We start from the raw sequence: 25632 nt of genomic DNA on the forward strand, positions 1-25632 counted from the left end.
GGCGTTGGGATTGTCTGTAACCGACACGGTGCTGGTCTTCGTCGGCATCCCGGCAGCCGTCGTGCTGGTGATCGCCGGCCTCGTCTACGCGGGTAGCCGCGGCGGTGGCGGCGGCGGCAAGCGTTACCGGCCGGGCCGACCGTTCACGTTCACGCCGGTGTGGTTCCTCGGCCGGCCCGAGGAGTTGGCCGACTCCGCCGGTGCCGCGCTGTCGGTGGGGGCACAGGCGCCTGCACTGGCCAGCCGCATGCAGGAACAGGCCGGTGCCGAGGCGCCGGCTGGTGGAACCGGAGGCGCAAGTGACCGTTGGTGAGAAGCAGCCCGAGACCGGGACGGACACGCCGCCCGACGTGCTCGACGGGCCGTTCTCGACCCGTCAGCTGCTGCGCATCGACGAGGCGCTCCGGGTGGCCGACAGGACGACCGGCCTGGTCTTCTCGGTCTTCGTGGGCGGCCTCGACGAGCCGATCCGGGAGCACGCGGTGCGGCTGCACCGGCAGCTCGCCGAGCCCGACCGGTCGGTGCTCATCGCGGTCTCGCCCAACCAGCGGCAGCTGGAGGTCGTGACCGGCCGGTACGCCCGCAAGCGCGTCCCGGACACGTACGCCAAGATCGCCGCGCTGTCGATGGTGGCCTCCTTCGGCGGCGGCGACCTGGCCGGCGGGATCATCCAGGGGCTCGACCAGCTTTCCCGCTACGCCGGCAAGGGCTGAGCCCAACCCCTACGACAAAAGCCCGGCCCGCGTCGCGCGGCCGGGCTTTTGGGTGACCGGGCTCATGCGCCCAGTCTCACCTTGGCCAGGTGGACGGCTCGAGCCGCATCGGCCACGGCTCCGTCACCTCGACCGGATCGTCGGGTCCGACCGTGCCGAGCAGGTTGTAGTGGACGCCTTTGACCAACTCGTAGCGGTACACCACCGGGCCGAAATCACCGCGTTCGACCCGCCAGTAGAACGGGATGCCTGCCTCGGCGTAGAGCGCGGGTTTGGTGAACCGGTCGTGGCGCCGGCTGCTGGGCGACTCGATCTCCACGACGAGTGCGACGTGTGCCGGATCCGCCCACATGCCGTCGGGCGGTGCGCCCGGCTTGAGGACCGTGATATCCGGAATCAGGTTGCCGCCCGGAGCGCGGACTCCGGCCTTGCGAATGATCATCCACTCCGTTGATGCCGACGCACGGATAGCCGACCGGATCTCGTCCGCCAGCCAGTGGTGTCCGTAGCCGGCGGGTGGGGTCACGTGGAGGCTCCCGTCGATGATCTCGTAGCGATTTCCGTCGTCCGGCAGGTCGGAGAGATCCTGCTCCCGCCAGCCGCGCTCCGGTGGGCGCCACTCGTATGTCGGTTGTGCCATCACGTCCACCTCCCTTGGCCACGATAACGGCCCGGAAGCGTCGTGCAACCACGACGCTCCCGGGCCGGTGGAGCGCTGTCAGGCCGTCCGGGCGTCGCGGCCCGCGCGGCGAGCGCCCGGGCCACGCCGTCGCGACCCTCGGCGACCAGCCGCCGCAACGGCCCCGGGTGGCCCTGCTGCGCCAGCCAGGCGTCGGTGGCCTCGACCGTGTCGTCCTCCACCAGGTACGCCGGGTACATGAGCATGGCGAACTCCTGCGCCGGCTCGCTGTCCCGGCTGGCCCAGACCTGGCCGACGGTGGCGAAGTACCGATCCCGGTACGGCGCGATCAGCTCCACCTGCGCCGGATGGCTGAAGCCCTGCAGCAGCGCCCGGTGCCGCCAGTTCGGCAACGCCTCGGGTCCGGTCAGCTGGGCCCACACGGCGGCCTTGTTCTCCTCGGTCGGCACCAGCGCGTGCGCGTACGCGGCCTCCCGCTCGCCGCTGGCCGTGCGGTCGGTGGCCAACTCGGCCTCCACCTCCGGCGCCCCGGCCACGCCGTTGGCCACCAGTGCCTGCAGCACGCTCCAGCGCAGCTCGGTGTCGATGGTCAGCCCGGCCGTCACCTGGGGGCCGTCCAGCCAGCCACGTAGGACCGCCAGGTCCTCGCCGGAGCGGGCCGCGGAGACGTACGCCCGGGCCCAGGCCAGCTGGAAGCCGCTGCCCGGCTCGGCGGTGGCCAGGGCGGTCCTCGCGGTGCGGGCCAGCTCGGCCCAGCCGGTCGGCGCCCAGTCCGGATCGGCGTAGAAGGTGAGCGCGCTGCTCGCCTGGCGCAGCGTGGCGGTGACCAGGTTGATGTCCGTCTCGGCCGGCAGGCCCGCCAGCACCAGTGCCACGTAGTCGCGGGTGGCCAGCTCGGCGTCGCGGGTCATGTCCCACGCCGCGGTCCAGCACAGGGCCCGCGCCAGCGACGAGTCGAGGCCGGCGATGTGCTGCACCACCGTCGCCATCGACCGCTCGTCCAACCGCAGCTTGGCGTAGGTGAGGTCGTCGTCGTTGACCAGCAGCACGTCGGCCGCGGGCACGCCGGTCAGCTCGGTCAGCTCGGTCAGCTCGCCGTCCACGTCGACCTCGTACCGTTCGCGGCGGACCAACCGGCCGTCGGTGAGGTCGTAGAGCCCCACCCCGATCCGGTGGGTACGCAGCGTCGGGTATCCCCCCGGCGCCTCCTGGCGGACCAGCACCCGCTGGTACGCGCCGTCCGCACCGATGGTCAACTCCGGCCGCAGCGTGTTGACCTGGGCGGTCTCCAACCACTGCGAGGCGAAGGTGGTCAGCTTGCGGCCGGAGGCGGTCTCCAGCTCGGAGAGCAGGTCGTCGAAGGTGGCGTTGCCCCAGGCGTGTCGGGCGAAGTAGGCCCGCAGACCGGCCAGGAACGGCTCCTCGCCGACGTACGCGACCAGCTGCTTGAGCACGCTGGCGCCCTTGGCGTACGTGATGCCGTCGAAGTTGACCTCGACCGCCTCCAGGTCGGGCATCTCGCAGTAGACCGGGTGGGTGGAGGAGAGCTGGTCCTGCCGGTAGCCCCAGTTCTTCCGGATGGACAGGAAGGTCGTCCACGCCTCGGTGAACCGGGTGGCGTGCGTGTTGCACCAGTGGCTGGCCCACTCGGCGAACGACTCGTTCAGCCACAGGTCGTTCCACCAGCGCATGGTGACCAGGTTGCCGAACCACATGTGCGCGAGCTCGTGCAGGACCGTGTTGGCCCGCTGCTCGTACTCGAAGTCGGTGACCTGCGAGCGGAACAGGTAGTGCGACTCGGCGTGCGTCACGCAGCCGAAGTTCTCCATCGCGCCGGCGTTGAAGTCCGGCACCCACAGCTGGTCGTACTTCGGCAGCGGGTAGCGCACCCCGAACTGCTGGTGGAAGAAGTCGAAGCCCTGCGTGGTGACCAGGTTCAGGTCGTCGGAGTCGAGGTACTGCGCCATGCTCGCCCGGCAGAAGTAGCCCAGGTCGATGCCGTCGTGGGTGTACCTGACCTCGTGGTACGGCCCGGCGCAGAGCGCGGTGATGTAGGTGCTCATGCGCGCCGAGGTGGCGAAGTGGAGCGTCTTGTGGCCGTCGCCGGCCGGCTCCTCCCGCTCCACCGGCATGTTGGAGACGGCCTTCCAGTGCTCCGGCACGGTGGCGTGCCAGGTGTAGACGCTCTTCAGGTCCGGCTGGTCGAAGCAGGCGAACACCCGCTGCGCGTCGGCCGTCTCGAACTGGCTGTAGAGGTATGTCTCACCGTCGACCGGGTCGACCGTGCGGTGCAGGCCCTGCCCCGAGTTGGAGTACCCGAAGTCGGCCTCCACGACCAGCGTGTTCTCGCTGGCCAACCCGGTCAGCGTCAGCCCCTTCTCAGCCGAGAAGTCGGCCAGGTCGACGGGGGCGCCGTTCAGCGTCGCCGAGCGTATCGAATCCGCCGCCACCTCGATGAACGTGCTGGCACCCGGTTCGATGCAGCGGAAGCGCACCTCGGTGGTCGACCGGAAGGTGCGGCTGCCGGCCGCGTGAACGGCGCTGGACAGGTCCAGACTGATGTCGTACCCGGTCACGTCGAGCAGGCGGGCCCGCTCGGTCGCCTCGGCCTGTGTCAGGTTGCGCACTCCCGGCACTGTTCGTCTCCATCCCACTCTCGCCGTACGTCACGGTCACGTCGTTCGTCGACCGTTCGTGACGGCCGGTCCCGGCCTGAGTCTTCCATGTACGGGGATCCAGTGGTGGGCGAGGTCACGGGTCGATTCCCGCCCGGGACCGGCCGGGCGGAGTGAGGATCGGAGGTACGCCGGTCGTGCCGGCGTCACCGTTGCGAAGGGATCTCACCGTGAACGAGCGGGACAGCGTCGACATGTGGTTCGATCCGATCTGCCCCTGGGCGTGGATCACCTCCCGTTGGCTGCTGGAGGTGGAGCGGGTCCGCGCCGTCGACGTCCGTTTCCACGTGATGAGCCTGTCGGTGCTCAACCAGGGCCGGGATCTGTCCGCCGACTACCAGGAACTCCTGCGGACCGGATGGGGACCGGTCCGCGTCTGCGTCGCGGTGCAGCAGCGCCACGGCCCGGACGCCGTCCGGGCGCTCTACACGGCCCTGGGCACCCGGATTCACCTCGACAAGGAGCAGCGTGGGCCGGAGTTGTACGCCGCCGCGTTGACCGACGCCGGGCTGGATCCCGCACTGGCCGCCGCGGCCGACGACACCAGCCTCGACGCACCGCTGCGGGCCAGCCACGAGGCCGGTATGCGGCCCGTCGGCACCGAGGTCGGCACCCCGGTCATCCACGCTCCCGGGCCCGACGGTGGGCAGGTCGCCTTCTTCGGCCCGGTGGTCACCCCCGCTCCCGTGGGCGAGGCCGCGGGTCGCCTCTGGGACGGCGTCATGCTGGTCGCCGGCACGCCCGGCTTCTTCGAACTCAAGCGCACCCGCGACGTCGACCCGATCTTCGACTGAGGGTGCGGCGGCGCCGGGCGTCACCGCTGCCTTCGCGGGCTCGTTTGACCGGATGTCCGCAGCGACCCGGCGGGCCGCACCTGTGCCCGCTGGCCGCGGTCCGCAGCCCGTGGAGGCAGCCATGGCCAAGCATCGCGCGCCCGGAGACGATCCTCGCGGCCGGGAGGAGCGGCTCGGTACCGCGGCCTACCGGCTGGTGGACGAGTTCAACTGGCCGGCACCCCGGCAGAACCGGCCCGATATACGGTCGGCGCCCCGGCGGGACGGGCCCGACGCGCGCCGGCGCCCCGGCAGGACCGTTCCCCGAACGCGGCCGGCGTGTTCGGACGGCCGCGGGGCGTGGTCGGCGTCGCCCGGGTTCCGGCCACGTCGCGGCTGACACCACCCGGGCGGGAACTGCGTAACCAGGGTCCGCGCCCGGCGACGGGCGACCTCCCGGCCGTGGTCCCCGCGCCCACCGGCCGGCACCGGCAGGCGGGCCGGTACGACCGTTGACCAGAAGCCCGTGCTCCACCGAGGTCCCCTGCTCCATCTGGTGGACGAGCTTTCATCTGGTGGACGAGACGCGGGTCCGGCGGCGGTGCCGGACCCGGCGCCGGTACCGTCATCGCTCATGACGGCCGTGCACCCGATCACCCGCGCCTGGATCACCACCGGTGGCACCGGCGCCCAGAACTACGACGAGTTCGCCGACGACGCGGAGATCACCGCGATCATCGAGGCGAACCCGCACAGCGCCCTCGGCATCGAGATGCCGCACCGGGCCCCGGAGAGCCTCGGCAGGTCCTTCGGCGACGCCCTGCCGGACGCGGTGAGCCGGCTGGCGGAGGCGAAGGCCGACGGCAGCTACACCCCGGCCGAGCAGGTGGTGGTGCTGTACCGGATCAGCGCGCCGGGGGAGGAGCCGGCGTACGGGCTGTTCGCCATGGTCGACACCGACCAGATCTCCACCCGGGCCGACGAGCCCGGCGTGGTGATCCGCAACGAGGACGTCTTCATCGCGAAGGTGCGCGAGCGGGTCGCCCTGGCCGAGGCGCTGGGCCACCTCCTCTCGCCGGTGCTTCTGCTCCAGACCGGGCGGGGCGACGAGCTGCACGCCGCGCTCGCGGCGGCCACCGACGCGGCTGGTGCCCCCGCCGCCACCGACATCGACCAGGCGGGGCGTACCCACGCCATCTGGCTTGTCGGTCCCGGCCCTCGGCAGGACGAGCTGTCCGCGCTGGCCGGCGGTGGCGAGCTGGTCGTCGCCGACGGCAACCACCGCAGCCTGGCCGCGCAGACCGGCGGGCTGTCCCGGTTCCTGGCGGTCGTCACCACTCCCGCCTCGGTGGCGATCCAGCCGTACAACCGCCTGGTCAGCGAGTTGACCACCACACCGGACGAGCTGCTCGGCCGGCTCCGCGCCGCCGGCGCCCAGGTCACCGGCATCGACGGCCCGGCCGAGATCCCGGCGGTCGGCGGCACCGTCGTGCTCCAGTTGCCCGACCGGGCGTACGCGGTGACGCTGCCGCACACCGGTGCGAGCCGGCTGGAGAACCTCGACCATGCCCTGGTCGAACGGTTGCTGCTGCGCGACGCCCTCGGACTGGATCCGGGCGACAAGCGGATCACCTACGTCGGCGGCGACTACCCGGCGAGCTGGCTGACCGGTGAGGTCGAGGCCGGCCGGGCCGAGCTGGCCATCCTCGTCGCGCCGGTGACCGTCGACGACTTCATCGCGGTGAACCTCGCCCGCGAGAAGATGCCGCGCAAGAGCACCTGGTTCACCCCGAAGGCGCGGGGCGGCCTGGTGGTCGCCGCACTGCCCGACCCGGCGTGACGTGGCGCCCGTCCCGTCCGGCGCCGCCCCCGCGGTGCCCGACGGGGCGGGCCTGACAGACTGCGCGGTATGCGCGTCTACCTGGGATCCGATCACGCCGGTTTCGAGCTGAAGGTGCACCTGGCCAACCATCTCGCCAAGCAGGGCTACGAGGTGGTCGACGTCGGCCCGCACGCCTATGACCCGGAGGACGACTACCCGGTTTTCTGCCTGCACGCGGGCACCCGGGTGGTGGCCGACCCGGGCAGCCTGGCCGTGGTCATCGGCGGCTCGGGCAACGGCGAGCAGATCGCCGCGAACAAGGTGGCCGGGGTGCGGGCGGCGCTGGCGTGGAGCGTCGAGACCGCCCAACTGGGCCGGCAGCACAACGACGCGAACGTGGTCGCCGTCGGTGCCCGCCAGCACACTCTCGACGAGGCCGCCGCCATCGTCGAGGCGTTCCTGACCACCTCGTTCTCGGGCAGCGAGCGGCATGCCCGCCGCGTCGCCCAGGTGGCCGCGTACGAACGCACCCGGCAACTGCCCGAGCTGCCCTGACCCCGATCCGGCTCCCGGCCCGTTCCCGCCGCCCTCGGGCGGCCATGGCCCGTCCGGGGCACGGGGCAATCGCACGCCCCCGGCCTGAACCAGGGGGCGTTCGGACAACGGCCGCAGGCGTGCGGGTCAGCGGCGGGGCAACTCGTCGCGCGGGGTCCAGTTGCGGCGGACGATGACGATCCGGGCCGCTGCCTCGGCGAGATCCTCGTCGGTGGGCCGGGCGGCGTCCCGCGCCCGCATCGCTGCGGTCACGCTCACCTGCGACGAGCCGGAGCCGACCAGCCCCCGCAGCCCTCGCTCGCCCTCCTCGGTGGAGCCACCCCGCCGCCCCCGGGGCGTCTCGCCCGCGTCATGCACCCCCGCGGTGGCCGCCGAGGCACCCCCACCCGCCCCCGCAGAACCCCCACCGGTCGCAGCCGAATCGCCACCATGGTGCCGACTCCGCCGCCGCCGACGCTCCGCATCCCCCACCCCCGACCCTACCCCACCCCACCCCACCCCACCCCACCACTCAACGCCGATCATGCAGTTGTGGTCGTGAACGAAAGCCCCGAAAGAGGGCATATCGACAAACCACAACTGCATGATCGGCGGCGCGGCGCGGGGTGGGGGTGAGGTAGAAGATTTCCATGGCGGAGGGGTGCGGTGCCAGGTGAAGGCGGGGGTGGCGGTGGTGAGGGCGCCGGGGCGCAGCTCGCGTAGCCGGCCGGCGTCGGCCAGCGCGGTCAGGCCGCCGCCGCCGAGGAACAGCTCGCCGAGGCAGCGTACGTCGCAGGCCAGGTCGGCCGGGCCGCTCGCCGGGGTGCAACTGGCGGCGCCCGGTCCGCCGCGCAGCCGCCACCGGCCGGTGTTCTCGGGCAGCAGGTGGTCGGTCACGTCGATGACCACGTCGATGTCGGTGGCGTAGCGCCGGGCGGCGAGCGCGGCCGGCACGTCCACCACCCGTACCCACAGCGCGTCGACCAGTCGGGCGCCGAGCCGGCGCGGCTCGTTCACCAGTCGCAGCAGCGGCTCGTCGACCGCGGCACGCATCCAGGACAGCCGCCGGGTCAGGTCGAGTGAGAGCAGCATCCGCCAGATCGCCCGGTACGCCGCAGGATTCGTCGCCACCACCTCGTCGACGGTGGTCAGGCCGTTGGGGCCGGCATCTTCCCACTCGGCCTTGGTGCGGTACAGGCCGTAGCCGTCCACGCCGTCCGGGCCCTCGTGCAGCACCGCCCGTCGCTCGGTGGCACCGCCGCGCTGAGACTCCGGGTCGACCAGCACGTACCGCCACCACCGGTCGTCGCGGGCGGACCAGCCGGGCCGGTCGACCCGAGCCCGGTCGTACACCCGGGCCAGGTCGGCCTGGCGGTGGGCCGGCGGGTCCAGGCGCAGCCGGCCCTCGTCGGGCGTCGGGGCCGGCAGTCGTAGTTCCGAGGTCTCGCCGCTGACGTGGAGCCGTTGCGCGGCCAGGCCGTAGCCGAAGCGCGGGTAGATCGTCCCCTCACTGGCCCAGAGCACGGCGACCGGTTCCCGGCCGGCGTCGTGGATCTGACGCAACTGCCGGTGCATCATCGCGGTGAGCAGGCCCCGACGGCGGTGGGTGGGTGCGACGCCGACCAGGGTGACGTGCGCGGCGGGCAGCGCCGACCCGGGCACGCCCAGCTCCCGGGTGTACGCCGCGGCGCTGGCCACCAGCTCCGGGCCGTCGCGCACCAGCAGGGCGCGTTCCGGCTCGAAGATCCTGCGTTCGGTCTCGTGGGCCTCGGGTTCGACGCCGTGATGGAACAGGGTGCCGAGGAAACGGCCGATCTCGTCGTAGTCGTCGGCGTGTGCGGTCGCGATGGGCAGGGCGGTGGTGGTCACCGCCTGTGTCTATCTGATCGGTGCGGGTAGGGCGACCGATTTGCCGGCTGGCTACCCTCTAAGAATCCAGCGGCGACCGGGGGTCGTCGCCGGTCCAGGGGAGGTAACGAGATGGCCGAGCAGACGCAGCCGTGGGCGGAGCGGACCGTCGAGGTGCCGCCGCAGCCCGGTGACGGGATACCGCCGCAGCGTGACCCGTACCGCCGTGGCGTGGCCTCGGTCGGCGCCCGGGCGCCCCGGACAGAGCCGTTTCCCGTCGTGCAGCACGAGCCGACAGGCACCGGCTGGCCGGGCGAGCCCGCGCCCCGGCGGCCGTTGAGCTGGCACGTGGCGCAGCTGAAGCGGGGCGGCGAGTGGAGCACGGCGGGGGCGTTGTTCGCGTTCGTGTGCTGGGGGATCTGGGCGATCTCCGGCGGCGGTGATCTCGTCGCGCCGTTCGTGATCTTCGTGCTCAGCCTGCTGGTGGGGGCCGGCCTGTTCACCCTGGCCCGGCTGCTGGGCCGGGTGGTGCTGGAACGGCAGTTGGGCCGGGTGCGGCGCAGTGCGCGCGGCGCCCACCTGGTCACCGCGGTCTTCCTCACCGGCCTGGGCATCGCCTACCTGCAACAGACACAGTGGGTCATGGATGCGTGGAACTGGCTGACCAGCTGAGTGCACCCGTCGCCGGGCGGGCCGACCGCACGGCCGGCCCGCCCGGGGCGGTCGCGTCGCACCGCGACCGAGGTCGTCACTCCACCAGGACGGCGCGCTGCTTACCCCGACGGGCGCGGTTCATCCCCGCCGACGGGGTGGACGGCGGGTGCTCGGCAACGCCGGGCTGCACCCGGCCGCCGCGCCGGCACCGGCTTCGGGGCCGCAGCAGCCGGCTCTCCGGGGGTCGCCGCAGCCGGCGCTCAGGGGCCGCAGTAGAGCAGGCGGTTGGGGGTGCCGGCGGGCACCCCGCCGACGATACCGACGGTGGCCCGGCCCGTCAGGTCGGCACCGACCTGGGCCGGGGTCCAGGTCGGGTTGGCCTGGAGGGCGAGAGCGACGCAACCGGCGACGTGCGCGGACGCCATCGAGCCGCCGCTGAGGATCGCCGTCGCCGTGTCGCTGGTGTGCCAGGTCGAGGTGATGCTCGCCCCCGGCGCGTACAGGTCCAGGCAGGAGCCGTGGTTGCCGGAGGGCATCCGCGCGTCGGTGGGTGTGGTGCCGGCGACGGTGAGCGCGGCCGGGACCCGGGCGGGTGAGACGGTGCAGGCGTTTCCGTTCGAGCTGCCGGCGGTCACCACGTAACCGACGCCCGACTTGATCGAGTTGTGCACGGCCGTGTCCAGGGCGGCGCTCGCACCACCGCCCAGGGCCATCAGCGCCACCGCCGGGCGGACCGCGTTGGCGGTCACCCAGTCCACCCCGGCGATCACCTGGGCGATGCTGCCGCTGCCGGAGCAGTTGAGCACCCGCACCGGGTGCAGCCGGACCTTCTTGGCCACCCCGTGCAGCCTGCCGCCGACGGTGCCGGCCAGGTGGGTGCCGTGCCCGTTGCAGTCGTCCGCCGGCAGGCCGTCGACCAGGTCGACGCCCGCGCCGACCCGGCCGCCGAAGTCACGGTGGGTGCCCCGCACACCGGCGTCGATGAGGTACGCGTTCACGTTCGGCGCGGTGTTCGGGTAGGCGTACCGGCGGTCGAGGGGGAGGTGTCGCTGGTCGATCCGGTCCAGCCCCCAGGAGGGCGGGTTCAGTTGCACCCCGGGCGCCCTCAGCGTGACGGTCCGGTTCTGCTCGACGTGGGCGACCGCCGGCTCGGCGGCCAGCCGGCGGGCCGCGCGTTCGGTCAGGCGCACCTCGAACCCGGGCAGCGCGGCGGTGAAGACCCGGTCGACGTGGCCGGCGTACCGGCTGGTCAGCCGGGCGGCGACGGCCCGGCTGGCGGCGGGTGCGTCGGTGCGGAGCACGACCAGGTAGCTGCCCGCGACCGCGGTGGGCGCGTCGGCGTACCGGATGTCGCCGGTGGCGGGCGCCGCGGCGGCCGGCCCGGCGGTCAGCGTGGCCACGACGGCTGCGGTGAGCAGGGCGGCGAGCGGCCCGCGGGTGGCGGCCGGGTGCGGCCGGTACGGACGGGGGAGTGGCATCGGTTCCTCCTCCTGGCTGCCCCTGGCGTGGGTGGTGACCCTGGGCAGGGGCCTCGATGGTTCCCCGGATGGTACCGATGCATCCACCGCTGTGGATATGTCTGCCGGTCGGCCAGGCGTCAGGCGTTGAGGTACGCCAGGACGGCGAGGACGCGCCGGTTGTCGTCCTCGGAGGGCGGCATGTCCAGTTTGGTGAGGATGTTGTTGATGTGCTTGCTCACGGCCTTCTCGGTGATGCGGAGCTTGGTCGCAATCGCGGCGTTGGATCGGCCCTCGGCCATCTCGCCGAGCACCTCCCGCTCCCGGGCGGTGAGCACCGCCAATGGTTCCCGGCGGGCGAGGAGCTGCGAGATCACTTCGGGGTCCATGGCGGTGCCGCCGGCGGCCACCCGGCGGACGGCGTCGACGAACTCGCCGACGTTGGAGACGCGGTCCTTGAGGAAGTAGCCCACCCCCCCGTGCGGCGTGCTGAGCAGTTCGCGGGCGTACATCGGCTCGACGTGCTGGGAGAGCACGAGGATCGGCAGGCCGGGAATCTGGCTGCGGGCGGCGATCGCGGCCTGTAGACCCTCGTCGGTGAACGTCGGCGGCAGGCGCACGTCGATGACCGCCACCTGGGGCCGGTGGGTGATCAGGGCGGGCAGCAGGGCGGGGCCGTTGTCGACGGACGCGACGACGTCGAAGTCGAAGGCCCGCAGGATGCGGGTCAGTCCGTCGCGAAGGAGTGCATGGTCTTCGGCGATGACAACGCGCACGGCAGCTCCATGGTGATGACGGTGGGCCCCCCGGACGGGCTCGACAGCGCCATGGTGCCATCGAAGGCGGCGAGGCGGCGTTCGATACCGCGCAGCCCGGTGCCGGCGGCGGGATCGGCGCCGCCCGCGCCGTCATCGGTGACCACCATGGTCAGCGTGCCGTCGGCGTACCGCAGCGCCACCGACCCGCTGTGCGCGCGGCTGTGCCGGACCAGGTTGGTCAGGGTTTCGGCCACGGCGAAGTACGCCGCCGACTCGACCGGTGTGTCGAGCCGGCCGGGCAGATCGGCGTCGACCGTGATCGGTATGGGCAGGCTCAGCGCCAGCGCACGCACCGCGCCACCCAGGCCACGTTCGGCCAGGACGGGTGGGTGGATGCCACGGACGAGGTGCCGCAGCTCGACCAGTGCCGTGCCGCTCGACTCACGCGCCTCGGCGAGCATCTCGTGGGCGGCGGTCGGGTTCCGGTCGATCAGCTCGTCGGCCAGGCCGATCATCATGCCCAGCGAGACGAGCCGGGCCTGGATGCCGTCGTGCAGGTCGCGCTCGATGCGGCGCAACTCGGCGGCCTGGGCGTCCACCGTGTCGGCGCGGGTCACGGTCAGCTGGGTGACGCGAAGCCGGAGTTCGGCGGCCCTGGTCGGCGCCAGGAGGAGCCGGGCGAAGGAGGCGTCGACGCGCCGCAGCCATGGCGCCAACCACAGGCCACCGGCCAGGATCGCGGCACCCTGCGGCAGGCAGAGCAGACCCTCGCCGAAGGTGTCTATCGACCAGGTCGCGCCGTAGCCGTACCAGCCGGTGCCGAGCCAGATCCACAACGGCGTCAGCGTCAGCCCCGCGAGCCCGTACAGCGGTATCGCCAGGGAGATCGCGCCGAGGGCGATCCCGATGATCGCGCCGGGCACCAGCCAGGCCAGGTCACGCCAGGTGGCGGGGTCGGTGACGATCCACCGGAAGCGCCGCCAGCCGCCGGGCACGGCCCGTTCCGGACGCGGATGGTACGGACGCGCGACCGGGACACCGGTCCGGGAGGCGAGCCTCCGTTCAAGATTGACCCGCGCCCGGACCAGCGCCATCGCCCAGGGCACCAGCGCCATGCCGAGGAACGGCACCGGGATCAGGATCAGGGCGACAACCGCCACGGCGAGCAACGGGATGTTCGTGACGGCCAGGCCGATGGCGGCCACGCCGGCCAGTACGGCGCGAACTCCCCGCCGGATCCACTGACCCATGCGCTCCTCTGCCCCGGCCATCTCCACAGGTAGTATTGTGCCCCCGGACTTCGCCGTCCGACGGTGGTGCCAGCACCCCGTAGCCGGAGGGGATAGGGCTCCTGACGGCGCCGTCACAGTGAGATCTGCTGGAGCCATGACGACTACCACGACGGCCGGCAGTGACTTTGCCACCCTGTCCCGCCGGATCATCGGCGCGGGCTTGATGGAGCGCCGGCCCGCCTACTACGTCGCCCGGCTGAGCGCCGTCGCGCTTCTGTATCTCAGCGGTTGGACGGCCTTCTTCGTGATCGGCGCCTCCTGGTGGCAGATGATCACGGCCGTGGTCCTCGCCGTGACGTTCACCCAGGTCGCGCTCGTGGCGCACGATCTCGCGCACCGCCAGGTCTTTCGCACCAAACGCCCCAGTGAGGTGGCCGGGCGGCTGGCCGGCAACCTCGGCGTGGGGATGAGCTACGGCTGGTGGATGGACAAGCACACCCGCCACCACAACAACCCCAACCACGACGACCTCGACCCGGACGTGGCCCCCGAGGTGCTCATCTGGGCCACCGAGTCGGCGCTGGGCCGGCGGGGCCTGAAGGGCTTCGTCACCCGGCACCAGGCCGCGCTGTTCTTTCCGCTGCTGACGCTGCTCGCCCTGGACCTGAAGGTGTCCAGCGTCAGGGCGTTGCGCAACCACACGGTCAAGCGGCGCGGTGTGGAGAGCGCGCTGCTGATCCTGCACGCCATCGGCTATCTCGCGGCGCTGCTGATCGTCCTCTCACCGTTGCAGGCCATCGCCTTCCTGCTGCTGCACCAGGCCGTGTTCGGCGTCTACCTGGGCATGACCTTCGCGCCCAACCACAAGGGCATGCCGCACCCGACCGGCGACGAGGACTTTCTGCGCAAGCAGGTGCTGACGTCCCGCAACGTCAGCGGCAACTGGCTGACCGACGTCGCGCTCGGTGGGCTGAACTACCAGATCGAACACCACCTGTTTCCCGGCATGCCGTCACCCAACCTGCGCAAGGCCCAACCCATCGTGCAGGCCTACTGCGCCGAGGTCGGCGTCGCCTACGAGCAGACCAGCCTCGTCACCTCCTACCGCCAGGCGCTGCGACACCTGCACGAGGTGGGCGCACCCGCCCGCGCCGAACACGCGGCCCGCTGAGCCCGCCGCGCACCGCCTCGCCGAACCGATCGTCACCCGGCTACAACACCGGCTCCGCCGCCGGTGACCGTGCCGGGTCGCCGTCACTCCGCCAGGTAGCCAGCCCGGCGGGTGTGCGAGGGCAGCGCCCGGTAGTCGGCGGTGTCGGCCCGCCGCACGGCCTCACCCGGTCGGCACAGGTCCGGCTATGAGACCGGGAAGCGCGAGGAACCGTTGTGGACACATCGATGGCCCTCACGGATGCGGGCGTTCAGGAAGTGTCGATCACGGTCCGCCGGTGGCGGCTTCCCGACCTGCTTGAGGCACTGCTCACTGGGTTGCGGCAGGTGCCGACCTTGACCGCCGTTGCCCCCGGGTGGCCGCCACGTCGGGCATGCGACGGGCACGGTGCGGCCGTCGCCGGGCGGCTATCGCGGGGTCGGCCTCAATTGGTGACAGCCGTCTTCGGGGTGCCGACGCGCAACCTATTGCCGTCCGGGTCGGTCACCCCGAAGTCGCGCCCCCACTCCATGTCATCGATCTTCGCGATGCCACAGGCTGCGGCCATCGCATCAACGTCACTGACGTAGAGGTAGACCAACGTGCCGGGGCGGGCATCACCTGTGTGCTCGGACAGGTGCAGGTGCATGCCTCCTCGGGCGATTCCCACGTAGCGGGGCAGGTCGGGCGCGAACCGGTGTTCCCACTGCTTGACGAAGCCAAGCCTCTCGTACCACCGGACAGAGGCATCGGCATCGGCGACCCGAAGAACCGGCGCGAGATGTTCATCCATCGGCCAAGTATCGCTGCCTGCCATGCTCGCTGCCCTGCCACAATCCCGGAGCCTGAGCGCGCCCGCCGGAGGATCCTCTGGTTCTGACCGCCGCGAAGATCGGCCGGCGTGCCGGCCGATGCCGGCGCTTGCGCCGCCAGCAGGCCGAGCGCGTTCGGCGCGGCCGCGCGGCCCGCTTTCGGGCCGCCTTGATCGGAACAGGTTCGCGTGACGACGGCTATGGAGGCGGCGTTGTCCGGGCCGATGGCGGCGGTGATGCGGCGGAGCCGCAGTTCCCGTTTCGTCGCGCTGGTCTTGGCCGGCGCGGCCGGGCCGCGGAACAGGTGTACGCCATGATCTGCCCGGATCACCTGGTCAACGCCGGTGTGATCCTGCCCGATCATGACCGCAGCTGACCGTTGAGACACCGGCTACTGGCACGTGGCTGGCACGGCGGTGCGCGGTTGTCCGGCGGAGTGTGGCTTACCGCCCCGGCTTGGGCCGGGGGCGGCTTGCCGTGCCGCTGGCTCTCCGTGCGTCTGAGTGACGGTGGTGTCGGTGTTGATCGTGCGACAATGAGTGGCGGTGTGTGGTGGAGGAGGTGAGCCGTGATGTCGAGCAATGCGGAGCGGATGCCCGAGTGGCCGACCGCTGAGCACGTGCCGGCAGAGGAGCTGGCCCGCCGGCAGGGCGTGCGGCCGGTCGCCTCCGTCGATGACCTGGCCCGGCCGAACCTGTTCGAGTCCGACGAAGAGTTGGACGACTTCCTTGCCGACCTGTACGCCTCTCGGCGGGCCAGCGCCGCGTGAGTCTGGTCGCCCTGGACACCGACGTGGCGTCGGCGATCCTGCGGGGTCGGCTGCATGGCCGGCTTCGCGCCCGGCTGGCCGCTAAGACCCTGTGCATCACCTTCGTCAAGCTCGGGGAGCTGACCAAGTGGACCGCGCTGCGGAGCTGGGGGCCGCGCAAGCTCGCTGACCTCGCGCAGTGGCGATCCGGCGTGGTCCTGCTGCCCTTCGACGAGGCGGTGGCGACCACCTGGGGTCAGCTCCAGGCGCGGGCGCAGCATCGGGGGCGTCCCCGGCCGACGAACGACTCCTGGATCGCGGCCTGCTGCCTGGTCGACCGGCTACCGCTGGCGACGTTCAACGGCAAGGACTACGCCGACTTCGCCGAGTACGACGGCCTACGCCTGTTCGACGTCTCGTAGCTCCACCGCCGCAGTCCGATGTGGCCGAACGGCGGTGAGTGGTCCTGGCCGCCAGCGGCCAGCCGGACCGATACACCCGGTGGCAAGCCGCGGAGCGGCGCGGCAACGCCGTGGACCGGCGAGAGATCTTCGTGCGGCCGTCGGGCCTGCGGCTGCTCGCCCCGGCTGGCGTCCGCGCAGTCGGTCGTATGGCACCTGCCCGGGCCGTGCGGGGCAGGGCACGGTGAGTCGGACGGCACCCACGACGGTCTCAACTTCGAGGAGGTTGCGGTGACCGTGTATCCGGTTGGCGTCTTCCGGGCAGCGTCACGGTTGGCCCGGCTCTGTCCGGAAACACGTGAAGCGAGTCCGGTTTCGTCGCGCTGGTCTTGGTCGGCGTGGCCGGGCCGAGGAACAGGTGTACGCCTTCCTCCGTGCGGTCGTCGGTGAGCTGACCGCGCGCGATGGTGTGGAAGCGGGCCTGCGCGCGGAGAACGCCCGTCTGAAGGGTGCGCTGCGCGAGTGGTAGAGCAGCTTCGCTCCGAGGCCGGATCGGACCGTTGACCGGGGCCGGAGGGTGTGGAGCGGGCGACGGGAATCGAACCCGCACCGTCAGTTTGGAAGCAACCAGCCAATCATCCCGGGTGGCTCCGACCGGTCCCGCACAATGCCGTTGACCTGCTGTTCCGTCTCAGCTTCGTCCCGGAACGTAGCGGGACCGGCCGGGTGATCCCGGACGGTTTCCTGCCAAGATCCCTACCATCGTCCCGGCTCGTGCCGGGCTGTAGCGGGTGATCCCGGGCGTTGTCGTCGCCTCCCCGGCAGGCAGTCATCGCGTTGATACCCGTTGCGGTAGCGCGTGGTGGTGTCTCTATCGTGGATGCCGTGACCCCCAGTTCCAGCCGGAAGCACAAGCCGCCGACGTATGCTGAGCGGCTGCTCGCTGACCTAGATGTCATCCATGTTGGGTATGGCGACGTCCTCGAACGCTCGGCCATCGTCAACGTTGACCCCAATCGCCGCGGCGGCGACATCGTCTTCGTCGGCGCCGCAAGGTGGGGGTGGGCGAAAAGCGACGCCGCACTGGAGGCGTCCCGGATGGCGCTACTGCGGCAGGTCCGCGACTGGGAGCCTCGGTTCCGACTCCTGTTCCCTCACCCGACGCCGACGGTTGCCAAGCGGCTCGACCGGGCCATCGGCCGGCTCGAACGCTGGCTCGTCCGCAAGCGTGATACCACCGTGCCGGCGACGGTAGGCAAAGCAGCCGAGTTGCTCGCTGCTGACGTCGCCGACATGCGAGCGTTGGCTGGTTTGCTGCCAGCCGATAAGTACGCAATTCGGCTCGTTGTCGATACCAACACCATTATCGATAACCCCGATCTTGCGGCCCATGTCCCGACACTGGGCCGCCGGTACATGGCTCATCTGCTACCCGTCGTGCTGCGGGAGATCGACGATCTCAAACGTGGCGCACGCAATCAGGATCTCCGCGACGCGGCCCAGCGCGCCGACCGGCGTCTTAAGGGTCTGCGGACCAACGGCGACATCCAGGCTGGCGTGCGGGTAGCCGGTGAGGTTTATGCAGTCTTCGAGCACATCGAGCCCCGCCATAACAAGCTGCCGTCCTGGCTTGACCTTGCGGTGCCGGACGACCGCTTCGTCGCCTCCACGCTGCTTCTGCAGTCCGAGCATCCTGGCTCTGCTCTGCATGTCGCTACCAGCGACATTAACCTACAGACCAAGCTGGCGGCTGTCGGTCTGCCCTACGTCGAGCTGCCCTAATAATGGAGTTCTCCGATGGGATTCAAAGCCCATCAGATAATGACGAGGCTATGATCGGCCGACCTGTGCTGAGGCGTTGTTTGCGGCAAGCCGTCCGTCGATAAGACTCCGTATCGGTGGGCTTGACGGCCTCCGACAGCAATATGCCTCACCCTCAGAGCTTGACACCCTCTTGCCGGACCCGGCCCGCCGGCTACGCCGCAAGGACCTCCGCGAGGGCGCGTGCGGCTGGCTTGGAGCGGAGATTAGCGGGGATGTTGCGGTAGAGGTCCGCGGCGCGGCGGTGTGTCAGGCCGGTGCGGTAGCGGGAGGGGATGCCAGTCAGGGCTGCGGTGGCCGTTTGGCAAGCGTCGAGGGTGTGGCCGTCGCGGTGTTGGCAGCCTGCCGCGTCGAGGCGTAGCAGGGTGCGGGTCAGCGTGCTGGTAGGGGCGGATAGCGCGAGGGCGTGGGCTTGGCTTTCTCGTGCCTGGTCCGTCTCGCCGAGGGCGGTTAGGGCGTGGGAGAGGTGGACGTGATGTTTCTGCTCGCAGTGCCCGAACCAGGTGTCCGCGCGTTCGGCCTCGGAAAGTGTGTTGGCGAGGCGGTCGGCGTCGCGTAGGGCTGCGGCGGCTTCGTCGCGGCGGCCGGCGAGAGCGTAGGCGCGGCCGGAAACAGCAGCGGCGAGGGTGGCGGCGGCGGTAGCTTGCGGTCCCGCGATGTGACGGGCCTGCTTGGCGAGTTCGGCTGCTGCGTGGGGTGCGCCGAAGTTCAGTGGCAGCATCGCCTTGCGGGCGAGGATCCAGGCGTGTAGCTGCCGGTCGCCGGACTCCGCAGCGGAGCGGGCGGCGGTGGCGAACCATGCGTGCGCCTCGCGTTGGTTGCCTAGGTCGTGCAGGACGACGGCCGTCATGCCGCTGAGCTGGCCCATGAGCCGGGTCAGCGCGACGCGAGTGACGGCGGGTTGAGGGCGTTGCAGCAGGGGAATCACGTCGGTGACGTCGGCGACCAAGTCGGCCAGGACGTCGGTGGGCACCCGACCTGCGTAGCCGTAGCTGTGCTGTTCGGTGGCGGCTTCAAGCTGGGCGAGATCAGCCGGGCCGGTGACGGCCAGGGCATTGTCGGCTTTGGCCAGCACGTCGGCCAACTCGGTGAGCGGGGCGGCGGTCAGGCCGGCGGCGAGGGCGGAACGCAATAGGTTTCGTCGATGCATAGATTCATCCTCCCTCGCTGGCTGCGGCGCAACGGCGGTGTCGCTCTCCCAGGATCGCGCGGCCAAGCCCACCATGGAACCGGGGATGCGCAATCCATCCGCGATCCGTTCGATGGTATCGATGCCGGTGATCCGCGCTTCGCCTCGGGCAACGAGGCTGATCCGTTCGGCTTTCAGCCCGGTTGCGGCGGCCATGGCGTTCCAGCTCAGCCCTGCCGCCTTCGCGGCGGCGAAGACCACTTGGAAGTTGCGGTCGCGTAGGGCTTGCACCACGACGGGGTCGCGGAGCAGCCGGCGGGGAAGCATTCGAGCTGACGCCGAGGGATCCACGGGGCTCCTCAATGGACGCGCAGGTCGATCGATGGACTATACCCCCGACAACCCCTGCGCGCGTGACCCCCCGTAGTGGTGCCCCTATCGTAGGGTTACGTGCCGTGGGGTGGGCGGGTTGTAGTGGCTTTCGTCGTAGCAATCCTCGTAGGAAGGCAGATCGATGATCCCCACCAGCTCGTCCACGGCCCACGCGGCCACCCCGACCGCCAGCGGCTCCGACCGGGTCCGGCAGTTTTCGTCCGTGGCGGAGGCGACGCTCGCGCTGGGCTGCAAGACCTACTCCGGCACCATCGCCCAGGGTGGCGGCGGTATCCCCACCGTGACGTCCACGCGGTAGACCGCCCCGCTTCTGATCGGAGCGGATCGAGACGGCTGCCGGCCCGCAAACCCCGTCGCGGGCCGGCAGCCCCAGTCTGGGAGGCCCCTGTGACGTCACTTCCCCCGGCGCTGCGGATGGCGGACATGCGGTTCCGCCACGAGCACTTCGGCGCCCTCGCCTGGAGCACCACCCAGCCCCGCCGCTTCGTGGAGTTGCCGAGCGCGGCGGCCATGGTCACGCTGCTGGCCCGCGAGCCGCTGGCCCCGCAGTTCCCGCCGCAGGCGCAGACCGCCCTCGGCGACCGGTTCGGCCTCGACCAGGCCCGGTGGACCACGATCGTCGGTGACCTGCATTCCATGGGAGTTCTCGCGCCGGCTGACGGCGCGGTGGTCGAGCCGGTGACCGCCGGGCGTGTCCACGCAGTCGCGGACGAAGCCGAGGCGGCCCGGCCCCGGTCGGCGGTGCTCAAGCCGTTCTGGGTGCACCTGCAACCGTTCACCGTCTGCAACCAGAAGTGCTTGCACTGCTACTGCTCCGGTGGGCCGAAAGCGGACCCGTTCCTGCTGCCGTTGGAGCAGTGGCACGAGATCATCCGTCGGCTCGACGACTACGGCGTGCCGGACATCTACATCACCGGCGGGGAGAGTCTGCTCCTGCCGGGATTCTTCGACCTGGCGGCCGACATCATCGGCCGGGGGTTGGGGTTCGGGGTGTCGACCAACGCCACGGTGCTCAACGCCGGCCGGCTAGAGCAGTTGCGCGAGTTGGGGGTATCTCCGGTGCAGGTGTCGCTGGACGGCGGCCAGGCCGCCACGCACGAGATGATCCGGGGGGCGCCCGGCTCCTGGCCCAAGACCCTCGCGGGTATCCGTGTCCTCGGCGAGTTCACCGAGGTCGTCATCAACACCGTGGTCAACCACGCAAACCTGGGCGAGCTGGAACAGGTCGTGCAGGTCGGGCTCAGCGCCGGGGTACGTCGGTTCAAGTTCTTCCCGCAGAAGCCGGTCGGGCGGTCCAACCCGGCGGTGACGTTGGACGACGCCACGATCCTGGGCGTGCTGCTGCCCGAGTGCCAGCGCCTGGCCGAGGCGTACGACGTGGAGATCGAGACGATCAGCCCGGCGCAGGGGTGTGGCAGCGGCAGCATCGGCTTCGCCGTCGACCAGCTCGGCGACGTGTACCCGTGCATCTTCGGGGTGGAGAACCGGTCCCTGCGGGCCGGGAACCTCCTCACCGACGATCTAGACACCATGTGGTTCAGCGCGGTGTGGGAGCAGTTCCGCGGTGAGCCGACCACCCCGTGTCGGCGATGCGAGGTGCCATGCCCGCGGTGACCGACCTCGACCGGGCGAGGGTGCTGGTGTGGGCGCCGACGCTGTACGAGTCCGGGTTCAAGCAGCGCCACGTCGACGGGGACGCCCTCGCGGTGCAGGCGTCCCTGCGCACTGCCGGCTACGACAGCGTCCTGCTGGATGCCTACTACCGGGGGCGGCCCGCCGCGACGCTGGCTGACACCCTCGCCGATGCCGCCGGGTTCGATGTGCTCGTGGTGCATCTGTTCACCTCGGATGCGTACGGGCCTCGGCTGCATCGCATCGCCGACGAGTTGGTGGCCGCGCGGCTGCGCCATCCTCGGCTGACCGTCATCGGCTTCGGACCTCTGGCGGTGTCCGCCGCCGGGGAGCTGTTGGCGCACGGCGCGGTGGACCACGTCGTCGCCGGGCCCACCACCGTCGCGGCAGACCCGTTCGTCGCGGGGCTCGTCACGCATCTGCGGGCGCACCTGGCGGTCTACACGTCGCTGCGGTCGCTCACTCCCTCCGACCTGCCCTACGGCGTCGACTCGGTGGTGTCGGTGGCCGCGAGCCGGGGGTGCCGGTCCCGCTGCACGTTCTGCGCCTACAACGCTGACCTGCCCGGCGGCGGATGGCGGGACATGCCCATGGCCCAGGTTGTCGACGACCTCGCTCATCTGCATCAGGCCATCGGGGCGACGACGTTCGCGTTCTCGGACTCCGACTTCGGCGGCACCCGCAGAGAGTGCGCCCGCCGCGCCAACGACCTGCGCGACGGCCTGCGAGCGGTGGGCCTCGCGGGTGCGCTCACGTTCGCGATCAGCGTGCGCGCGGAAACCCTCGACCCTGACACCGTTGGCGTGCTGGCCGACGCCGGGGTCCGCACCATGCTCGTCGGCGTGGAGTCGTTCAACCCGGACACCCTGCACCGGGTCTACGGCAAACGTCAGGACCTCACGCACCTGAGGAAGGTGGTGACCGCCGCCGACGACGCCGGAGTCACGACCGTGGCCAGCTATATCCTGTGGCATCCCTGGCAGACCCTCGACGGGCTCCGCGCCGAGCTGGACGCCCTGGACCGCTTCGGCCGCCACCGGATCCCGCACTTCATGGCCCGCAGCCGCCTGGAAGTCATCCCCGGAACGGTCATCGAACGGCAGATCGCCGCCGACGGGCTGCTCATCACCGCGCCGTTCCAAAGGGGGTTCACCATCGTGGACCCGGCCGCCGCCGCCGTGGCCGATGCACTGACCGAGTGGTTCGCCACCAATGCGGCGCCGGTGCTCGCCGGCCTGCACGAAGCCAACCCCGGCAGCCTGGAACGGCTCGCCGAACTCAAGATTGCCGAGTGGGCATGGCTCACCGAAACAGTCAACCGGCAGGCCGCCTGTCATGGGTGATCTGCTGCTCGGCATCCACGGCGGCGCCACCGCCACCGCCGCGATCGCCGTCGACGGGCACCTCACGCACTGCGTGCAGGAGGAACGGCTGACCGGGATCAAGGGCTACATGGGCTTTCCGCACCAGGCCATCGCCGCGTGCCTGCACGCGGTCGGCGCCGATCCCGGCGATATCACCGAGGTCGTCTACGGCAGCCGCTCCGGACCGGTCGACCACTGCCCCCGCGACGAATGGCTGTCCCGGCTCGCCGGCTTCCACCAGCAACCGGCCCTTGCGGACACGGAGGTAGCGCTGGTAGCCGCAGCACCCGGCGCGCTGCCGCAACGGGTCACCGCCATGCTGAACCAGGGCGGCCTCACCGCCGCCCGCGTCGCCCACGTTGACCACCACACCGCGCACGCCGCCGCCGCGTACTACGGTCTGCGGACCGACCCCGACCGCCCCTACCTCGTGCTGACCTGCGACGGATTCGGTGACGGTGCCTGCGCGACCGTCTCGACCTGGACCGCCGGGCATCGCACCGAGATCGCCCGCACCGACATGCGCAACTCCGTCGGCCTGCTGTGGTTCTGGTTCACCCACGCCGCCGGATTCACGCCGCACGAGGACGAGTACAAGCTCATGGGCATGGCCCCCTACGCCCGCCCCGACCGGGCCCGGCAGGTCGCCGACATCCTCCACACCTACCTCGGCCTCGACCCCACCAGCCTGCGGCTGCAACGCACCACCACCGCCAGCATCGAGCGGGCCTGGCCTGACATCGAACAACGCCTGCGGGGCCGACGCTTCGACGACCTGTTCGCCGGCCTGCAACTGTTCACCGAAGACCTGCTCACCCGATGGGCCCGCAACGCCATAGCCGCGACCGATATCCGAGACGTGCTCGTCGGCGGCGGCGTCTTCATGAACATCAAGGTCAACCAGCGCATCGCCGCCTTAGACTGTGTGGACACGTTCGCCGCGTTCCCGTCCTGCGGCGACGAAAGTCTCCCGCTGGGCGCCCTCTACCACCGCCTCGCCGCCACCCACGGCCACCACAGCGTGCAGCCGCTGACTGACTGCTACCTCGGCGACGACATCACCCCCGACGACGCCCGGCACGCGGTCGCCGGCACCGGACTGCATGTGCACGAACCCGACCGCATCGAGGACGTGGTGGCCGGGCTCCTGGCCGACGGGCAGATCGTGGCCCGCTGCGCCGGCCGCATGGAGTACGGCGCCCGCGCCCTCGGCAACCGCTCCATCCTCGCCAACCCTGCCGACGCCGACGTACCACGACGCCTGAACCAGCTCATCAAACAGCGGGACTTCTGGATGCCATTCGCGCCCGCGATCCTCCGCAGCCACCAACACCGTTACATCCGCAACCCTCGCGGGCTACGCAGCCCTCACATGATGCTCGGCTTCGACACCCAGCCCCACGCCGCCGCCGAGATGATCGCCGCGATCCACCCCGCCGACCTGAGCTGCCGACCCCAGATCGTCGACGACAACAGTCCCACCGGCCTCGCCGCGATCCTGCACGCCTACCACACCCGGACCGGCCGGGCCGTGCTGCTCAACACCTCGCTGAACCTGCACGGCCACCCCATCGCCCGCACCGCCGCCGACGCCGTCAACGTGCTCCAGCACTCCGACCTGGCCTACCTCCAACTCGGCCCGTACCTCGTCACGAAGCACGCACCGACATGCTGAGGCTCATCGCAATATCCACCGCCTGATCAGCGGTGATGATCGCCTCCCGCAGCTCCACCTCACGCGGGTCGAACGCGGTCAACACACTGCCCCGCAGATCCGCGCGGGCGAAGTCCGCCTCCCGCAGGCTCGCACCGGACAAGTCCACATCCCGCAGCACGACACCCTGACACCGGGCACCGCTCAGGTTCGCCCTGCGCATCCGCACCCGGGTGAACTCGGCGGTGCCCAGGTCAGCGCCCAACATCTCGACATCCGACCAGTCCCCGCCATCCACCTCCAGACCCGACAGGTCACACCGGTCGAACACCGACGCCGTCAGCGTGCAGTCCGTCAGCGACGCATCCCACCAGTTGCAGCCAGCGAACCGGCAATCCGTGAACGTCGACCCGACGAGCCTCGCGCAGTTGAACCGAACCGCGGTGAACGTGCACGACTCGAACACACAGTCCTCAAGCGTCGCCTCGCACAGGTCAACCTCCCGAATCGCGGCCCCCTCAAACCGCAACCCCACAAACCGCGCTGAGCCATCGGAAGCCGTTTCCGGACCCGGCCAGTCAACGCTGGTGACAGCCCGCCGGGCCGCCGATGTACGCCTACCAGTCCTCATAGGTCCTCATCCTCAATACGAATTCCTGCCGCCCGCGCAAGCCCATACGACAGACTCATCAAGTCGGTATGGTGAACGATCGCGCCCTTCCAATTGGAAACGTCGCCCACTCCCGCCAAGTTGCAGCCGCGGAACCGCACCCCTTCCATTGAGGCATGGTGGAATACCGCACCGGTCAGGTCGCAATCCCGAAAGACTGCCCCACTCAGGTCAGCATTGGTAAAGTCGGCACCACTGAGATTGCACTCCACGAAGCTCACCGCATCAAACTTCGTCATACGCCACGCCGACAAGTCGGCACGACACTCCGCGATGGCGACATCCCGCATCAGGCCATCAGCCCAGGTCAAGCCCGTCATCCTGCACTGAGCAAGCCGGACCCGGGTCATGCTTCCGCCATCAGCGCGCAGGTTCGCCAAGCTGGAATCCGTGACCAGGCAGTCCGTCATCGTCACCTGGTCCAAACGGCAACTGGAAAGATCCGCTCCCCGGAACCGGCACTGGGCAAACGTCATCGAGTCCGCATCCTGCCCGGCCAGGCTCAGACTGTAGAACGCCCTACCCTCCAATTCCGACTCAGGTTCCAGTTCAGCGGCCTCAAAGAGCACCACTTCGGACGGCGGCAATGGACTCCGGGGCTCTCTCGCCTTCCGGGCAGCGGTGGAGCGGGGGGTGGATACACGTCGGGGTGACATACCCTCCAGCCTATACTCTGCCGCCCCGATCACCAGGGGTCGAAACGCCGCTTTCAAACGGTTCAAGAAACATTGACTGCCGCAGTCCTGCGGGCC

General features: G+C 70.8%; 25 protein-coding genes and 1 pseudogene. 15 read left to right on the forward strand and 11 right to left on the reverse strand.

The genetic code is table 11. The features are described from left to right. The first annotated feature begins 4 nt into the window (after positions 1 to 4). A complete protein-coding gene (ctaJ, locus tag KIF24_RS05750; RefSeq protein ID WP_456238343.1) occupies positions 5 to 313 on the forward strand; it encodes an aa3-type cytochrome oxidase subunit CtaJ in 309 nt (102 codons plus the stop codon). Beyond that, positions 300 to 713 carry a DUF5130 family protein gene (locus KIF24_RS05755; protein WP_221083058.1) on the forward strand — a complete coding sequence of 138 codons (414 nt, stop codon included), beginning with the start codon at positions 300 to 302 and terminating at the stop codon, positions 711 to 713. Before ctaJ ends, KIF24_RS05755 begins: the two co-directional genes overlap by 14 nt. 76 nt (positions 714 to 789) lie before the next feature. On the opposite strand, the gene KIF24_RS05760 is transcribed toward KIF24_RS05755, so the two are convergent. Both KIF24_RS05760 and pepN read right to left on the reverse strand, forming a co-directional pair. Then, positions 790 to 1353: a Uma2 family endonuclease gene (locus tag KIF24_RS05760; RefSeq protein ID WP_221083059.1), complete on the reverse strand. Its 564-nt coding sequence runs from the start codon at positions 1351 to 1353 to the stop codon at positions 790 to 792. Continuing rightward, positions 1353 to 3989 (reverse strand): aminopeptidase N, encoded by a 2637-nt coding sequence (gene pepN, locus KIF24_RS05765; protein ID WP_407939880.1) that lies wholly within the window; start codon positions 3987 to 3989, stop codon positions 1353 to 1355. The genes KIF24_RS05760 and pepN overlap by 1 nt, the downstream gene beginning before the upstream one ends. 233 nt (positions 3990 to 4222) lie before the next feature. Between pepN and KIF24_RS05770 the strand changes: the two genes are divergently transcribed. From KIF24_RS05770 to KIF24_RS05780, 3 genes are all read left to right on the forward strand, one after another. Next, complete coding sequence (locus tag KIF24_RS05770; protein ID WP_230415286.1) at positions 4223 to 4822, forward strand: mycothiol-dependent nitroreductase Rv2466c family protein; 600 nt, start codon at positions 4223 to 4225, stop codon at positions 4820 to 4822. A gap of 613 nt (positions 4823 to 5435) precedes the next feature. Beyond that, positions 5436 to 6641: a DUF1015 family protein gene (locus tag KIF24_RS05775; RefSeq protein WP_221083062.1), complete on the forward strand. Its 1206-nt coding sequence runs from the start codon at positions 5436 to 5438 to the stop codon at positions 6639 to 6641. A 69-nt stretch (positions 6642 to 6710) separates the two neighbouring features. Next, positions 6711 to 7178, forward strand: a complete 468-nt coding sequence (locus tag KIF24_RS05780; protein WP_221083063.1) for a ribose-5-phosphate isomerase — start codon at positions 6711 to 6713, stop codon at positions 7176 to 7178. A 126-nt stretch (positions 7179 to 7304) separates the two neighbouring features. Here KIF24_RS05780 and KIF24_RS05785 read toward each other — a convergent pair whose 3' ends face one another. Next, on the reverse strand, positions 7305 to 7649 hold the full coding sequence (locus tag KIF24_RS05785; RefSeq protein ID WP_221083199.1) for a hypothetical protein: 345 nt from the start codon (positions 7647 to 7649) through the stop codon (positions 7305 to 7307). Between the two features lie 148 nt (positions 7650 to 7797). Next, positions 7798 to 9011: pseudogene (locus KIF24_RS05790) on the reverse strand (GNAT family N-acetyltransferase); the annotation flags it as partial. 126 nt (positions 9012 to 9137) lie between these two features. Here KIF24_RS05790 and KIF24_RS05795 point away from each other — a divergent pair. Beyond that, positions 9138 to 9677, forward strand: coding sequence for a hypothetical protein (locus KIF24_RS05795; RefSeq protein ID WP_221083064.1), 540 nt, complete (start codon positions 9138 to 9140; stop codon positions 9675 to 9677). 242 nt (positions 9678 to 9919) lie between these two features. Here the strand turns inward: KIF24_RS05795 and KIF24_RS05800 are convergent, their stop codons facing one another. From KIF24_RS05800 to KIF24_RS05810, 3 genes are all read right to left on the reverse strand, one after another. Beyond that, complete coding sequence (locus KIF24_RS05800) at positions 9920 to 11137, reverse strand: S8 family peptidase (protein WP_221083065.1); 1218 nt, start codon at positions 11135 to 11137, stop codon at positions 9920 to 9922. A gap of 119 nt (positions 11138 to 11256) precedes the next feature. Then, the gene (locus KIF24_RS05805; protein ID WP_221083066.1) at positions 11257 to 11892 is read right to left on the reverse strand and encodes a response regulator transcription factor; all 636 of its coding nucleotides are present in this window, start codon (positions 11890 to 11892) and stop codon (positions 11257 to 11259) included. After that, positions 11844 to 13124 carry a sensor histidine kinase gene (locus tag KIF24_RS05810; protein WP_230414897.1) on the reverse strand — a complete coding sequence of 427 codons (1281 nt, stop codon included), beginning with the start codon at positions 13122 to 13124 and terminating at the stop codon, positions 11844 to 11846. Before KIF24_RS05810 ends, KIF24_RS05805 begins: the two co-directional genes overlap by 49 nt. A 136-nt stretch (positions 13125 to 13260) precedes the next feature. Between KIF24_RS05810 and KIF24_RS05815 the strand changes: the two genes are divergently transcribed. Next, positions 13261 to 14277 (forward strand): fatty acid desaturase family protein, encoded by a 1017-nt coding sequence (locus KIF24_RS05815; protein ID WP_221083068.1) that lies wholly within the window; start codon positions 13261 to 13263, stop codon positions 14275 to 14277. 424 nt (positions 14278 to 14701) lie between these two features. Here the strand turns inward: KIF24_RS05815 and KIF24_RS05820 are convergent, their stop codons facing one another. Beyond that, positions 14702 to 15049 (reverse strand): bleomycin resistance protein, encoded by a 348-nt coding sequence (locus KIF24_RS05820; RefSeq protein ID WP_221083069.1) that lies wholly within the window; start codon positions 15047 to 15049, stop codon positions 14702 to 14704. Between the two features lie 128 nt (positions 15050 to 15177). On the opposite strand from KIF24_RS05820, the gene KIF24_RS05825 reads away from it, so the two are divergent. From KIF24_RS05825 to KIF24_RS34315, 4 genes are all read left to right on the forward strand, one after another. Continuing rightward, the gene (locus tag KIF24_RS05825) at positions 15178 to 15444 is read left to right on the forward strand and encodes a hypothetical protein (RefSeq protein ID WP_221083070.1); all 267 of its coding nucleotides are present in this window, start codon (positions 15178 to 15180) and stop codon (positions 15442 to 15444) included. Between the two features lie 195 nt (positions 15445 to 15639). Next, the gene (locus KIF24_RS05830; protein ID WP_169600062.1) at positions 15640 to 15837 is read left to right on the forward strand and encodes a hypothetical protein; all 198 of its coding nucleotides are present in this window, start codon (positions 15640 to 15642) and stop codon (positions 15835 to 15837) included. Next, positions 15834 to 16238: a type II toxin-antitoxin system VapC family toxin gene (locus tag KIF24_RS05835; RefSeq protein ID WP_221083071.1), complete on the forward strand. Its 405-nt coding sequence runs from the start codon at positions 15834 to 15836 to the stop codon at positions 16236 to 16238. Before KIF24_RS05830 ends, KIF24_RS05835 begins: the two co-directional genes overlap by 4 nt. A gap of 864 nt (positions 16239 to 17102) precedes the next feature. Continuing rightward, complete coding sequence (locus KIF24_RS34315; RefSeq protein ID WP_221083072.1) at positions 17103 to 17999, forward strand: PIN domain-containing protein; 897 nt, start codon at positions 17103 to 17105, stop codon at positions 17997 to 17999. Between the two features lie 193 nt (positions 18000 to 18192). On the opposite strand, the gene KIF24_RS05850 is transcribed toward KIF24_RS34315, so the two are convergent. Then, positions 18193 to 19518, reverse strand: a complete 1326-nt coding sequence (locus tag KIF24_RS05850) for a hypothetical protein (protein ID WP_221083073.1) — start codon at positions 19516 to 19518, stop codon at positions 18193 to 18195. A gap of 163 nt (positions 19519 to 19681) precedes the next feature. Between KIF24_RS05850 and KIF24_RS05855 the strand changes: the two genes are divergently transcribed. The 4 genes from KIF24_RS05855 to KIF24_RS05870 all read left to right on the forward strand — a co-directional run bounded on the left by KIF24_RS05855 (position 19682) and on the right by KIF24_RS05870 (position 24231). Further along, positions 19682 to 19858 carry a hypothetical protein gene (locus tag KIF24_RS05855; protein WP_221083074.1) on the forward strand — a complete coding sequence of 59 codons (177 nt, stop codon included), beginning with the start codon at positions 19682 to 19684 and terminating at the stop codon, positions 19856 to 19858. 89 nt (positions 19859 to 19947) lie between these two features. Next, the gene (locus KIF24_RS05860) at positions 19948 to 21174 is read left to right on the forward strand and encodes a radical SAM protein (RefSeq protein ID WP_221083075.1); all 1227 of its coding nucleotides are present in this window, start codon (positions 19948 to 19950) and stop codon (positions 21172 to 21174) included. Then, complete coding sequence (locus KIF24_RS05865; RefSeq protein WP_221083076.1) at positions 21171 to 22535, forward strand: B12-binding domain-containing radical SAM protein; 1365 nt, start codon at positions 21171 to 21173, stop codon at positions 22533 to 22535. Before KIF24_RS05860 ends, KIF24_RS05865 begins: the two co-directional genes overlap by 4 nt. Beyond that, on the forward strand, positions 22528 to 24231 hold the full coding sequence (locus KIF24_RS05870) for a carbamoyltransferase C-terminal domain-containing protein (RefSeq protein WP_221083077.1): 1704 nt from the start codon (positions 22528 to 22530) through the stop codon (positions 24229 to 24231). The genes KIF24_RS05865 and KIF24_RS05870 overlap by 8 nt, the downstream gene beginning before the upstream one ends. On the opposite strand, the gene KIF24_RS05875 is transcribed toward KIF24_RS05870, so the two are convergent. Together KIF24_RS05875 and KIF24_RS05880 are read right to left on the reverse strand one after the other, a co-directional pair. Continuing rightward, positions 24206 to 24841, reverse strand: a complete 636-nt coding sequence (locus KIF24_RS05875) for a pentapeptide repeat-containing protein (RefSeq protein ID WP_230414901.1) — start codon at positions 24839 to 24841, stop codon at positions 24206 to 24208. The two genes, KIF24_RS05870 and KIF24_RS05875, sit on opposite strands and share 26 nt — an antisense overlap. Next, on the reverse strand, positions 24838 to 25536 hold the full coding sequence (locus tag KIF24_RS05880) for a pentapeptide repeat-containing protein (RefSeq protein ID WP_221083079.1): 699 nt from the start codon (positions 25534 to 25536) through the stop codon (positions 24838 to 24840). The genes KIF24_RS05875 and KIF24_RS05880 overlap by 4 nt, the downstream gene beginning before the upstream one ends. Positions 25537 to 25632: the final 96 nt, after the last annotated feature.

Source organism: Micromonospora tarapacensis (assembly GCF_019697375.1).
GTDB lineage: Bacteria > Actinomycetota > Actinomycetes > Mycobacteriales > Micromonosporaceae > Micromonospora > Micromonospora tarapacensis.

Excerpts from the sequence above, each read along its gene's own strand:
- KIF24_RS05760 (WP_221083059.1), bottom strand. The coding sequence starts at position 1,353 with ATGGCACAACCGACATACGAGTGGCGCCCACCGGAGCGCGGCTGGCGG.
- KIF24_RS05770 (WP_230415286.1), top strand. The coding sequence starts at position 4,223 with ATGTGGTTCGATCCGATCTGCCCCTGGGCGTGGATCACCTCCCGTTGG.
- KIF24_RS05775 (WP_221083062.1), top strand. The coding sequence starts at position 5,436 with ATGACGGCCGTGCACCCGATCACCCGCGCCTGGATCACCACCGGTGGC.
- KIF24_RS05780 (WP_221083063.1), top strand. The coding sequence starts at position 6,711 with ATGCGCGTCTACCTGGGATCCGATCACGCCGGTTTCGAGCTGAAGGTG.
- KIF24_RS05795 (WP_221083064.1), top strand. The coding sequence starts at position 9,138 with ATGGCCGAGCAGACGCAGCCGTGGGCGGAGCGGACCGTCGAGGTGCCG.
- KIF24_RS05800 (WP_221083065.1), bottom strand. The coding sequence starts at position 11,137 with ATGCCACTCCCCCGTCCGTACCGGCCGCACCCGGCCGCCACCCGCGGG.
- KIF24_RS05810 (WP_230414897.1), bottom strand. The coding sequence starts at position 13,124 with ATGGGTCAGTGGATCCGGCGGGGAGTTCGCGCCGTACTGGCCGGCGTG.
- KIF24_RS05815 (WP_221083068.1), top strand. The coding sequence starts at position 13,261 with ATGACGACTACCACGACGGCCGGCAGTGACTTTGCCACCCTGTCCCGC.
- KIF24_RS05820 (WP_221083069.1), bottom strand. The coding sequence starts at position 15,049 with ATGGATGAACATCTCGCGCCGGTTCTTCGGGTCGCCGATGCCGATGCC.
- KIF24_RS05830 (WP_169600062.1), top strand. The coding sequence starts at position 15,640 with ATGTCGAGCAATGCGGAGCGGATGCCCGAGTGGCCGACCGCTGAGCAC.
- KIF24_RS05855 (WP_221083074.1), top strand. The coding sequence starts at position 19,682 with ATGATCCCCACCAGCTCGTCCACGGCCCACGCGGCCACCCCGACCGCC.
- KIF24_RS05870 (WP_221083077.1), top strand. The coding sequence starts at position 22,528 with ATGGGTGATCTGCTGCTCGGCATCCACGGCGGCGCCACCGCCACCGCC.
- KIF24_RS05875 (WP_230414901.1), bottom strand. The coding sequence starts at position 24,841 with ATGAGGACTGGTAGGCGTACATCGGCGGCCCGGCGGGCTGTCACCAGC.
- KIF24_RS05880 (WP_221083079.1), bottom strand. The coding sequence starts at position 25,536 with ATGTCACCCCGACGTGTATCCACCCCCCGCTCCACCGCTGCCCGGAAG.